Origin of the sequence: Acinetobacter genomosp. 33YU (assembly GCF_001990725.1) — a bacterium.
In the GTDB taxonomy this organism is placed as follows: Bacteria; Pseudomonadota; Gammaproteobacteria; order Pseudomonadales; family Moraxellaceae; genus Acinetobacter; species Acinetobacter seifertii.
Map to the genome: position 1 here is coordinate 122,307 of NZ_LFZQ01000004.1, position 12,428 is coordinate 134,734.

Sequence of the window (12,428 nt, forward strand, 5' to 3'; positions counted from 1 at the left end):
GCACAAGCGAACAAAATTAACGATTCTGCCAAATACTTAAATCGCCTTTTTGGGTCGAAACGTAGAGTTGATTCTCAATAACACGTAATGTATTGACCTCACCACTTGTTTTTGAACGTCCTACCAATTTACCTGTTGCCGGGTCGATCAAGTGTAAAACACCATCCAAATCACCGACTATTAAATTTTGGCCTAATACAACAGGATTACTTAAATGACGATTCAATAAGCTGTCATTTTGCCAAAGCTGCTCGCCTGTCGTTAAATCATAAGCAGTCAGCTTGCCATCAGTTGATGAGACAAATACCTTATTGTCATAAACTTCTGGACGTTTGGTACTGCTTGAATCTTCACTCCAAACTACACGTTGAGAAGCCAAATCAGTCACTGTGACTTGCCCTTGGAAGCTTGTTGTCACCATAAGCTGGCCTGCAACAACTGGATCACCATCAATATCGATCAGGCGTTGAATATCAGAACGACCTTCACTTACCGCAACACGACGTTGGAAACGTGGAATACCGCTAATGATATCAATTGCATAAACATAAGCATTTGCTGAAGCAATTAAAACAGTGCGTGAATCAAGGCTCACTGGCGATGGCTGACCACGTAAACTAAACTGAACGTTTGGCAATTTGTATGCCCAAACTTGTTGTCCTGTTGATGCATCATGGGCAAAAACAGTACCGTCATTTGCAATCGTAATCACACGTCCAGACTGAACTAAAGAAGGACTTAATAATGCACCAGATAATTGTGCAGTCCATTTTTGTTCACCTGTTGCTTGATCTAAAGCAAATAGCTGACCTTTGCTGTTACCCACAACAACAATACCTTCAGCCGCTTCAACACCAGAGCTTAAGCCCAATTTACTTACTTTTTTCTCCCAAAGTCTTTGTTTGCCGCGATATGCTGCAACTTCGCCTTTAGGATCAAGTGTAAAGACAACGCCTTCATTAGCGTCAAGTTGTAAACGTAATGGATCTGCCTTATTCGTAGAAGAAACACTGCGTGAAAACACCGGTACTAGAGCCTTTGTTGACTCAGTCAATTTCGGTAGTGGATTTGGTTTTGCTTCTTTTACTTTGTTGCTAGAACATCCCACCAATACAGCTGATGCGATTGCAATTGCCAAAGGCAGTTTGAATTTCTGATTCATTAAGACTCTTCCACCTGTGTTTCCAAAATTGGGCGCTCAATCTGTGGATCTTCAACTAAAACGCCAACACTTTCGAGTTTAATTTGTAAAATTTGTCGCTCTTGTTTACGTTCCAGTAACGAATCCCATGCAGCTTGATACGCTTTTTTAGCAGAATCAATATCTTTCTTCGCAACAAAGATATCACCACGTAACTCTTCTACTGTTGCTTTAAATGCCGGGTCGACATTACCAGACAAAGTTTTTAGAGCTTCATCATATTTGTTTTGCGCCAATTGTGCATCTGCTAAACGCAATTTTACAACCTGAATCAGTCCTTCATCTTTTACTTTTGAGTTTTCAACTTTTTTCAAAGCTTTTTCAGCAGCCGCATAATCTTGTTTTTCATATGCAAGCTTTGCCAATACAAATTGAGTTTGTATCGCCTGAACTGAATCAATATCGTCTTTTACAAGTTTATCTGCCGAAGCTGTTATTGAAGCTAAAGCATTTGGATTATCGGCTGTTGCATTTGCCTCATCCATTAACTGCTGTACTTTTGCAGTTTCAGTCTGACTCGTTGCAAGATTTCTTTTTTGCCAATATTCCCACCCAAAAAAGGCAATCAATGCAATGAGAATCCCGCTAATCATGGCAGAACCATATTTTTTGGCGAACGACTTTAAGCTGTCGAATTGTTCTTCATCACTTAAGCTCATGTGATTGTCCTTTTCCAGATGTTTCAGTTTATTTTGCAAATTTTTCAATTAAGAATGGTACAAGTTCAGCTAGTGCAACTTGTGTCTGCTCAGCTGTTGCTAACTCTTTGATAGCAAGCTGCTGTGCTTCCCATTCACGCTCACCTAAAATCATGGCGTAAACAGCCCCAGCCTGATCAGCTTTTTTCATCTGACTCTTCATGCTGCCTTGTGAACCCGTTTTAATACGAATATTACTATTCGCAGCTTCTAGCTGATCGCGTAATTGCTCTGCCAAAACCAATGCTTTAGCTTGGTAAGCAGGCTCTGCAACCAAGAATGCTTCACAATCACGTACAGTTTCAGGTTGTTCAACTTGTTCAATCAGAAGCAGTAAGCGCTCCATTCCCATGCCAAAACCTACAGCAGGTACAGATTGGTCTGCCTTACCTTTTAGCTGACCAACCAAGCCATCATAGCGACCGCCACCACACACTGTACCTTGCGACCCAAGTGCTGTTGTTGTCCATTCAAAAACAGTTTTATTGTAGTAATCTAAACCACGAACCAATTTTTGATTAATTACAAATTTAACGCCAGCAGCAGTCAAATAATCTTGTAATTGTTGGAAGTGGTTTAGACTATCTTCTTTTAAAAAGTCATTTAATTTCGGCGCATTTTCCAAAATTTTCTGAGTAGATTCAATTTTAGAATCTAAAATACGTAATGGGTTTGTCGTTAAACGGCGCTGTGAATCTTCATCCAAAGCATCTTTATGCTCATTTAAGAACGCAACCAAAGCATTACGATATTCTGTACGTTCATCTTTTTCGCCCAACGTGTTCAACTCAAGCTGAACCATATGATCAACGCCCATACGTTTCCATAAACGAGCTGTCATCAAGATAACTTCAGCTTCAATATCAGGAGTTGCCACACCAAAAGTTTCAACACCAAACTGGTGGAACTGACGGTAACGGCCTTTTTGTGGTTTTTCATAACGGAACATAGGTCCCATATACCACACACGCGGCGTAGCACCACGCAATAAGTTATGTTCAACCAACGCACGTACACAACCAGCTGTCCCTTCTGGACGCAAAGTTAATGATTCAGGTGGGTTTCCTTTATCGAAGAATGTGTACATTTCTTTTTCAACGATATCGGTTGCATCACCAATAGCACGTTTAAACAGTCCCGTTTGTTCAACGATCGGCAAACGAATTTGTTGGTAACCATAAGCATCCATTAACGATGCTAAATGCTGCTCGAGACGTCTCCACGCTGATGTTTGCGTTGGTAAGACGTCATTAAAACCTTTGATTGCGACTATTGAACTCATGATGAACTACGAATAATTTCTTTAGATTTAGCTTCTTCAAGCTCTTGAACACGTTGACGAACCATTGTTTCGATTTCATCAACCAATTGATCGGTATCGATTAAATGGCTTTTCTCACCATTACGATAAACCAGTGAGCGAGGCGCAGCCCCAACAACCCCGATGTCTGCTTCTTTTGCTTCACCCGGGCCATTTACCTTACAACCAATCACTGACACATCCATTGGCGTACGGATATCTTCTAAACGCTCTTCTAAGGCTTGCATCACCTGAATCACGTTAAATTCTTGACGAGAACAACTTGGACAAGCAATAAAGTTAATCCCATTAGAACGTAGACCAAGCGATTTTAAGATATCAAAACCAATCTTAATTTCGTCTTCAGGTTCAGCAGCAAGCGAAATACGCATGGTATCGCCAATGCCTTCCATCAATAACCCGCCAAGAGCAATCGCTGATTTCACAGTACCTGTACGGTAAATACCAGCCTCGGTTACACCCAAGTGCAATGGATTATCAATTTGTTGAGAAAGCAAACGATAAGCATCCATAGTCAAAAATACATTTGATGCTTTTACGCTGACTTTAAACTCATGGAAATCTAGACGGTCTAAAATATCAATATGACGTAAAGCTGACTCAAGCAGTGCCTGCCCTGTAGGTTCGCCATATTTTTTCTGTAAATCTTTTTCTAGAGAACCCGCATTCACACCAATACGCATAGAAATGCCGTGATGACGTGCAGCAGCAACAACTTCACGAACTTTCTGGTCTGAACCGATATTACCTGGGTTAATACGCAAACAGTCAGCACCATAGTCTGCAACTGCCAAAGCAATTCTATGGTCAAAGTGAATATCAGCCACTAGTGGAACTGAAACACGTTTACGGATTGCACCAAAAGCCTCAGCTGCTTCCATAGAAGGAACTGAAACACGCATAATATCTGCACCTGCGTCAACACAACGCTCAATCTGAGCTACAGTTGCATCGACATCGCAAGTTTCGGTATTTGTCATACTTTGCACACTAATAGGTGCATCGCCACCGACATAGACCGAACCAACACGAATTTTACGTGTTGGTCGACGTTTAATTGGGTTCTCTATCATTGTATCGCTCAACTCATGGTATTAGCGGGATAAACGGAATTCAGCTTTACCGTTTACCGTATATGGAGACAATGAAATCTGTTCTTGGTTTAGACTTAATGACACAGCTGTTGCATCATCAAGACGAATCTGGAATGGAGACTCCCCATTTAAGGTTAAAGTCGATGCCTGACGACCTGTCGCTAAAACCTTACCTGTTGCATCTACAATATGAACAGAAGTTGGACGGTTAAAGTTTAACACCAATTGATCGCCCGCTGTTGCAGAGCCATTTCCTTTCATAGGTAAAACTTCAACATTAGACTGACTTGCTTTTGGCACCTCAGTCTCACCTTTGTTTGAAGTCCATTTTTGAACGCCTATCACGATCAATGACACTACAGCAATAATCAAAATCGCAAGCAATGCACGCTTTAACCATTTTTTATTACGATCACTATTAGAACCCGGTAATTTACCCATGATTTTAATTGGTGAGTTGTTTAAAGCATGATTTGGCAAAAGGCCTGTATCATTTGCATAAATCTCATCAAAACGCTGAATAATTGCAGTTGCATCAGCATTTAAATATTTTGCATAAGAACGATAATAACCTTTGATAAAAGTTGCTTCTGGCAAAGATTTATAATCGTCTTGCTCTAACGCACTTAGCGTTTTCAACGGCATATTTAAGTCTGAAGATACTTGCTCTAATTCTTTTTTCTGAGAAACACGAATTTGACGTAAATACTCACCAGGACGTTGAATATTTCCTAAAGCAGAAGTCGGTAAGCTTGAGCCAGTTGGCTGCTGTGAATTAGGATTTATTTCCATACGGCCTCAGTACTATACTGTAATTGCAAATAACGTTGATATTCTGGACTTTCCGGGAATAAAGCACGTAATTGATTTACTAAAACTTGCATTCCCATTTTATCCGCATTGGCTCGAGCCACTCTTAAACCAATCCAAAGTGCGCGAGCACCCTGATTTTTCTGCCCCACTGTACGAACATATTGCTCATACATTTGTGTAGCAGCCGGAATCTGCTGCTGCAAATAAAAAATTTCTGCTAACTCTAACATTGAAATGTAAGAGTCACGGTTAGCAAGGAGCGCTTGTTTGAATGTTTTTTCAGCACTCGCAATATCACCTAATTTTAAATAAATCCGCCCCAGATTTTCTAAGGCTTGGTAACGTTGGTCATAACCTAATGTTGCACCAGCAATACGGAACTGCTCGACGGCATCATTATAACGTTCCATCTGGTACAAATACGTACCATAATTATTACGCGCCTGAGCGTTATCTGGCTCAGAAGAAATTGCACGTTTAAAATAATGTTCTGCTTTTTCTAAATTGGGTTTACTGCCTTCTTGTTGCAATAAAATACCCATCATCATATTTGCCGTTGCGTCACGACTCTCGATACTTAGAGCTTGGTCGAGGGAACGTTTTGCTGAGTCCAAGTCACCAGAACGAATGTATTCTGCAGCAAGCTGCGTACGCACCTTAACTGCTTTTTCCGGGTCCTTTTTTAGTGTTGGCGACGTCTGACAACCACTTGCCAGAAATGCAACTGCAACCCCCATACATAACATGATCTTTAACTTCGGAGTACTCAAAGTCTTCCCTCAACTTTATCCTTGTGTACGTAAAATCTCTTGACGCTGTGTCACTTTTTTCTGCCACTGTTCAGCACGGCGGGTTCTATCAGCCACTTGACCCACTAACTGTCCACATGCAGCGTCAATATCATCACCACGTGTTTGACGAATCGTACACACAAATCCGGCATCAGACAAAGTTTTTTGGAACGAGATAATACGATTTCGACTTGAGCGACCATATGGCGCGTGCGGGAATGGATTAAATGGAATCAAGTTAATTTTACTTGGTAAATTTTTTAATAATTTAATCATTTGCTGTGCATGTTCAGGCTGATCATTCACGCCCTCTAACATCACATATTCAATGGTCACATGTTTACGCGTACTTTCATTACCATCTTTGGCAATATAGCGCTGACATGCTGCAATCAACTGAGCCAATGGATATTTTTTATTAATAGGCACAAGTTCATTACGCAACTCATCGTTCGGCGCATGTAAAGAAATTGCTAATGCAACATCAATATCTTGCGCAAGTTGGTCAATTTTCGGTACAACACCTGAAGTTGATAAGGTCACACGACGTTTTGACATACCATAAGCAAAGTCATCAAGCATAATCTGCATTGAGCTTAATACGGCATCATAGTTGAGCAGAGGCTCACCCATACCCATCATCACGACATTGGTCACTGAACGCTCACGATCAGCAACAGGCACTTCTTCCATATAAGAATAGTTTGCCATCCAAAGTTGCCCAATAATTTCATCAGGCGTTAAATCGCGTTGGAAACCTTGCTTACCTGTTGAACAAAATGAGCAGTCCAATGCACAGCCTACTTGTGATGAAATACACAAAGTTTTGCGTAAGCCTGTTTTATCTTCGGCAGGAATTAATACAGTTTCAACTAAAGAACCTGCACCCTCACCTACGCGAAACACCCATTTACGTGTGCCATCTTTTGAATAGTGACGATGCACAACCTCAGGAGCTTTAATCTCACAAATTTGTTCAAGTTTTGCACGCAACTTTCCTGAAATATTCGTCATTTCAGCAAAATCAGTAACAAAGTACTGATGAATCCATTTCATGACCTGTCCGGCACGAAACTTTTTCTCACCAATATCTTCAAAGAATTTTTCTAATTGCGCGCGTGACATGCCGAGTAAATTCACTTTTTCGGCAGCAGGCGATGCTGGCGTGGACGAAGATTGCTGCTGTCCATCAAGATTTTCAGATGAAACGACCACTGCAGAACTCATGTGTATTTACCTAAACCATGTCAAAAACAGAAGATATTGTTCAAGAATCAAACAATATGCTCTTGAGAGAATAAAAAAACCAGATAAGTAGTATACCACTTATCTGGTTTGAATGCTTTCGATTAACGAGTGCGTGGGCAGATCTCGTTGTCAGCAAAGAAGTAAGCAATTTCACGCTCTGCAGAAGCAACTGAGTCAGAACCGTGAGCAGCGTTTTCGTCGATGCTTACAGCGAAATCAGCACGGATAGTACCAGGAGCCGCTTCTTTAGGGTTTGTAGCGCCTAAAATTTCACGGTGAGCAAGAACTGCGTTTTCGCCTTCAAGAACAGATACTACAACTGGACCAGAAGTCATGAATGCAACTAAGTCACCAAAGAAACCGCGTTCTTTGTGCTCTGCATAGAAACCTTCAGCATCAGCTTGAGAAAGGTGTTTCATTTTAGTCGCAACAATTTTTAAACCCGCTTTTTCGAAACGAGCAAAAATTTCACCGATGTGGTTTTTAGACACAGCATCAGGCTTTACGATAGACAAAGTACGTTCAATAGCCATGAGTGGCTCCTTTATTTTAAGATTTAAACTTTAAAAAATTTGCAGCATTATACCGATGTCATAGGTAATAATCAGCTTTGAATGTGTAAAAGTTGCGATTTTTTCTACTGTTTTTAGCGAACTTCGTCTATCCAAGCCATTTGGATACCTTCTAACAATCCTTCGGTTGATTTATTTGGGTCATCACTGAAGTCTGGTAATGCACATACCCATGCATGTAAATCGGTAAAACGGATCCATTGCGGATCAACTTCTGGATGTGCTTCTGACAATTCAATGGCAATATCAATCGTATCTGTCCAACGTAAGCCCATAGCGGCTCCTATCTGTTTAATCTGCTAAATCACGAACTGCGTACTTTAGCAAATCCACAAACCTAATCGATAGCTTAAGCTGATAAAAATTACTGTTCGTTATAAAGCAATGTTTAATAATGGCGCTACAAATATAATGATGCTTGCCACTGATGCACCAATAAGAGCCCCGACAATCACATCACTTGGATAATGAAGTCCAAGCACCATACGAGACAAAGCAACAAGTACCATGAACGGTAACATAGCGGCTAATAACACAGGCTGGATATAACCCAACACAATTGTCACCATCACTGCATGCAACGTATGACCAGATGGAAAACTAAAGTGATCAAGTGGTCTCTCCCCAAGCACAATCACCTGATGTACTTGATAAGGACGTGGACGCGTCGTTTTATGTTTTAGAAATTTATAAATTGCCGTTCCTATTGAGCCGCCAATTAACAAATAGATAATTTGCAAACTGTAGGTAATGCCATGCATTCCCCATACAATTGCTAGCATGAGGTACCAAAATGGCCCATCGCCCGCACGGCTAATAATTTTGAAGAATAAAGCCACACGTTGTGAGTGAGAAAAATGATTGAGATATAAACAGCCTCTCAAATCGAGATCGAGTATTTTTATTTTTGCATTCTTTAATTTCATGGTCGTTCTCCTATTTTAGGATACTTAGGTGAAGTCCACCGAGGATTCCTTCACTACCTGATAAAATGCCTGTTCTAATTGCTGTACCGGAAGTTGCCAACCGCTTTGCTGTACTTTACGACAGGCTTGTATGCCCATTTCTCTAAGTTGTTGTACTGGAGGGAGTTGATAAATTTGTTGTATAAAATGGTCTTTCTGTCCAAGTGGACTTAACCAGCCACTTACGTTATGGACTAAATATTGATGTGCACATGCATAATCATACGCGATAACTGGCAAACCGCTTGCCATTGCCTCTAAAACTACGTTACCAAACGTTTCAACTTGACTCGCAAACACAAATACATCTGCGCTTGCATAGGCAGCCGCCAACTCTTGCCCACGCAAACTACCGGTAAAAACTACATTTCTCGCTTCTGGCAGTGCTTTTAATCGAGCAAGATCTGGGCCATCTCCTACTACCACCAGTTTAGTTTTATGTTGCGACATGTTTTGCATGGCTGCATAACTTTCAACAATCAATTGCACTTCTTTTTCTGGTGATAAACGCCCTACATACAGCATGACACGAGTATCGGCATCGACACCCCATTGCTGACGTAAACTTTCTGAACGATGCTTTGGTGAAAAGCGCGTGGTATCGACCCCTCGTCCAACCACAATAAGTGGACAGGTAATACCAAAACCACGTAAGGCTTCCTCTGTATCTTTACTCGGCACACAGGTCACTTGAGTATTGTTATGAAACCAGCAAAGGTATTTTTGGATTGGCTTAACCAAGAAAGCCAAATCAAAGAATCGACTAAAATCTTGAAATGGTGAATGGAAGCCACTAGAAACTGGAATATCTTTTGCCTTGGCAGCTTGCATGGCAGTTAAGCCCAAAGGCCCTTCCGTCACAATGTGTACAACATCAGGCACAAACTTTTCAAAAGCTTTTGAAACTTTTAAATATTGAGGCCAGCCAAATTGCAAAGTTGGATATTTGGGTATGGCTTGTGACATGACCAGACATTCTTGCTCTGGCAAAAAATCATGACACTTGGCTTTTTGTTCTGGGCGAACCAGTAAAATTTTATGACCTTGTTTTTGTAGACCTTGACATAACTGTAATAACGAGAGTGCTACACCATTAATCTCTGGTGGCCATGTCTCTGTCACAATCGCAATTTTTAAACGTGGACGGACTAAATCATGGAGTTGATGCAATCCCTGAGTATTAGACCACTGCTGTTTTTGTTTGAAATGGAATTGGAAGCTTTCAGGAAGTTGCTGTTGTTTTAATAGTGCTGTCGCGAATGAGCCGTGCATAGCGCCATCCATCAATGTATTTATTTTCATGCTTAAAGATTAAGCAGCTTTCTTGACACTTTGATGATAAATGCATGACAGTTTACTGACATCAAAAATTAAAAAAGCACGCTGAGAACAGCGTGCTTTTTCGTAAAAGAGCCAAAAGAACTTAACGGTTTTGCAATTTTGCATAATCCATAAGTACATTTGCTGCTTCATTCACAAATGTTTCTTCTTCTGGCAACGCAGGACGTTGGTTAGCTTTCATTTTCGCGCGAGATTCAGCTAACGCATCTAATGAAGCTTGATAGCTTTCCCAGTTTGCAAAAGGTTTTTGACCTGTTGCTGCACGACGTTCATTTTCAGCATCTAAAGTTTGCTTTTCTAAACCAAGAAGCTCAGCACGGCGCTTATCAATATCAAGTACAACTTGCTTTTGGTCACTCGTAACCTTCGCAATAGCCGTACGTTTATTTAAATATTTAAACTGTGGGTCAACTGCTACACGCTGTTCTGAAAGTTGAGACAACTTCGCAACATACGGTTGAACAGAACCTTCTCGTTTAAATGGTGCAGTCGGGATCGTATCCCACTTCAAAGCATTCTTCGATTTACGCTCACCAAACTCTTCGTTATAGATGTCGACAAGTTTAATATCTGGCACTACACCTTTGTTTTGCGTACTACCACCAGTAACACGGTAGAATTTACGCTGAGTTAAGGTCGCTTGACCGTATGCCAAAGTATCAAGTTGAACTTGAGCTGTACCTTTACCTGTGGTTGTACTACCAATGATAATGCCACGCTCATAATCTTGAATTGCTGCAGAGTAAATCTCACTTGCAGACGCTGATGCTAAGTTCACCAATACAGCAAGTGGACCTGTATAGATTTGCTGACCGCCATCGTTGTCTTCAAATACACTTACATTGCCGTTGCCATCACGAATTTGTACCACTGGACCTGACTTAATCACCTGTCCAAGCATACGTGCAACTTCTTCTAATGAACCGCCCGGGTCGTTACGCAAGTCAATAATAATACCTTCTACTTTCTTCGCTTTTAATGCCTCAAACGCATTTGCAGTGTCTTCAGAAACTGAACGATATTGCTGACCAGCTCGACGTGAACGATAGTCAAAATAGAACGATGGGATTTCAATCACACCTAGTAGGTGCTTTTTACCATCGCGTGTTACTTCAACGGTACGTGAACGAACACCTGCATCTTCTTCTTGAATAACATCACGCACTAAAGTCACATTACGTGCCTGACTCATTGATGCACCAGCACCAAGAAGTTTCAGCGTTACTTTAGTGCCTCGTTTACCACGAATAAGTCCAACAATTTCCGAACTTGACCAGCCAACCACATCGATCATTTTACCGCCCTCTTGAGCGACACCAACGATTCGATCTCCTGATTTCACTTGACCAGACTTACTTGCAGGACCACCTTCTACAATGGTTTCAATCTTGGTGTAATCTTCATTGCCGCGTTCTGGACGAATCGATACCCCAATACCTTCAAGTTGTAAGGTCGTTTGGCGGTTCAGTTCTATCGCATCAATTGGCGGATAATAGTTACTATGTGGATCATAAGTCGCCAACATTGCATTTAATGTTTTATCTAAAACATCGTCGCTTTTCACACGGCTAATTCTTTCAAGCTGACGTGTATAACGTTTAGTCAGAGTCTGCGCTGGTGTTAAATCTTCTGGGCCTCTTAAGTCTTGACCATCAGCAAGTGACGGATTTTCTTTAAGCGCCTTTTGTTTTGCTTGTTCCTCTTCACGGCTAATCGTCAAATTGATTAACTGTGATACCAGCATTTTACGCCAGTGATTTTGCTGCTCAGCCGTTGTTTTAAAATACGGCGCTTTTTCGCGATCTACTTCAATATAGCTATTTGGCTGTTTTAAATTTTGTGGTTGTTTTAACTCAGCCAGCATGAACTCGTAAAATTGTTTTAAGCGTTCACGATATTGCTGGTGAATTGCAAACGGTCCAGTTAAGTTCCCCGCTTTTAATGAAGCACCAAAATTTGAACCATAGAGTTTTTTATAATTTTGAACTTCAGCGTCTAAAAATAATGAGTGGTCTGGATCAAGACTGTCTAAGTACATATCGAGAATACGATTAGATGTATTCGCATCTAGTCGCATATTTAAATAATGTTGGCGATCAACTAAAGTTGCCAGTTGACGAGCCACCAAGGCCTGCTCTTGCGTTGGCTGGATCGATTGAGAAACAGCAGCAGTATTAGTTGCTGCTCTTGCTTCGTTCATCGTATGAGAGAAGAATAAACCGCCAGTCGCGATTGCTACTGCACAAGCTATAGTTTGAAGTTTCATAAATTCTTAATACTTCCTTGGGTGTTCGTATCTTACACGCTCTGTTTTCGATATGAACTAAGCAGATTCAACATCTTAACCAACTAAATTGTTTATACCGTGTAGTTTTATCATATTC

12 protein-coding genes are annotated in these 12,428 nt (G+C 40.9%); all 12 read right to left on the reverse strand.

Translation table 11 applies throughout. The features are described 5' to 3' along the window. Positions 1 to 16: 16 nt before the first annotated feature. A complete protein-coding gene (gene bamB, locus AC056_RS03470; protein ID WP_068932554.1) occupies positions 17 to 1,162 on the reverse strand; it encodes an outer membrane protein assembly factor BamB in 1,146 nt (381 codons plus the stop codon). Further along, a complete protein-coding gene (locus tag AC056_RS03475; RefSeq protein ID WP_002053293.1) occupies positions 1,162 to 1,860 on the reverse strand; it encodes a YfgM family protein in 699 nt (232 codons plus the stop codon). Before AC056_RS03475 ends, bamB begins: the two co-directional genes overlap by 1 nt. 28 nt (positions 1,861 to 1,888) lie before the next feature. Further along, complete coding sequence (gene hisS / locus AC056_RS03480; protein ID WP_077162758.1) at positions 1,889 to 3,181, reverse strand: histidine--tRNA ligase; 1,293 nt, start codon at positions 3,179 to 3,181, stop codon at positions 1,889 to 1,891. Next, the gene (ispG, locus tag AC056_RS03485) at positions 3,178 to 4,293 is read right to left on the reverse strand and encodes a flavodoxin-dependent (E)-4-hydroxy-3-methylbut-2-enyl-diphosphate synthase (protein ID WP_004698760.1); all 1,116 of its coding nucleotides are present in this window, start codon (positions 4,291 to 4,293) and stop codon (positions 3,178 to 3,180) included. The genes hisS and ispG overlap by 4 nt, the downstream gene beginning before the upstream one ends. Positions 4,294 to 4,314: 21 nt before the next feature. Then, complete coding sequence (locus AC056_RS03490; RefSeq protein WP_077162759.1) at positions 4,315 to 5,106, reverse strand: helix-turn-helix domain-containing protein; 792 nt, start codon at positions 5,104 to 5,106, stop codon at positions 4,315 to 4,317. Next, the gene (gene pilW, locus AC056_RS03495) at positions 5,097 to 5,897 is read right to left on the reverse strand and encodes a type IV pilus biogenesis/stability protein PilW (RefSeq protein WP_004698762.1); all 801 of its coding nucleotides are present in this window, start codon (positions 5,895 to 5,897) and stop codon (positions 5,097 to 5,099) included. Before pilW ends, AC056_RS03490 begins: the two co-directional genes overlap by 10 nt. 15 nt (positions 5,898 to 5,912) lie before the next feature. Further along, on the reverse strand, positions 5,913 to 7,145 hold the full coding sequence (gene rlmN / locus AC056_RS03500) for a 23S rRNA (adenine(2503)-C(2))-methyltransferase RlmN (RefSeq protein WP_004698763.1): 1,233 nt from the start codon (positions 7,143 to 7,145) through the stop codon (positions 5,913 to 5,915). A gap of 122 nt (positions 7,146 to 7,267) precedes the next feature. Then, positions 7,268 to 7,699, reverse strand: a complete 432-nt coding sequence (gene ndk, locus AC056_RS03505) for a nucleoside-diphosphate kinase (RefSeq protein ID WP_000963851.1) — start codon at positions 7,697 to 7,699, stop codon at positions 7,268 to 7,270. 113 nt (positions 7,700 to 7,812) lie between these two features. Next, positions 7,813 to 8,013, reverse strand: coding sequence for a Fe-S cluster assembly protein IscX (gene iscX / locus AC056_RS03510; RefSeq protein ID WP_004698764.1), 201 nt, complete (start codon positions 8,011 to 8,013; stop codon positions 7,813 to 7,815). Positions 8,014 to 8,112: 99 nt separating this feature from the next. After that, on the reverse strand, positions 8,113 to 8,664 hold the full coding sequence (locus tag AC056_RS03515; RefSeq protein WP_019458079.1) for a phosphatase PAP2 family protein: 552 nt from the start codon (positions 8,662 to 8,664) through the stop codon (positions 8,113 to 8,115). 24 nt (positions 8,665 to 8,688) lie between these two features. Beyond that, the gene (locus tag AC056_RS03520) at positions 8,689 to 9,987 is read right to left on the reverse strand and encodes a glycosyltransferase family 4 protein (protein WP_077162760.1); all 1,299 of its coding nucleotides are present in this window, start codon (positions 9,985 to 9,987) and stop codon (positions 8,689 to 8,691) included. 139 nt (positions 9,988 to 10,126) lie between these two features. Then, on the reverse strand, positions 10,127 to 12,310 hold the full coding sequence (locus tag AC056_RS03525) for a carboxy terminal-processing peptidase (RefSeq protein WP_077162761.1): 2,184 nt from the start codon (positions 12,308 to 12,310) through the stop codon (positions 10,127 to 10,129). Between the last annotated feature and the right edge of the window lie 118 nt (positions 12,311 to 12,428).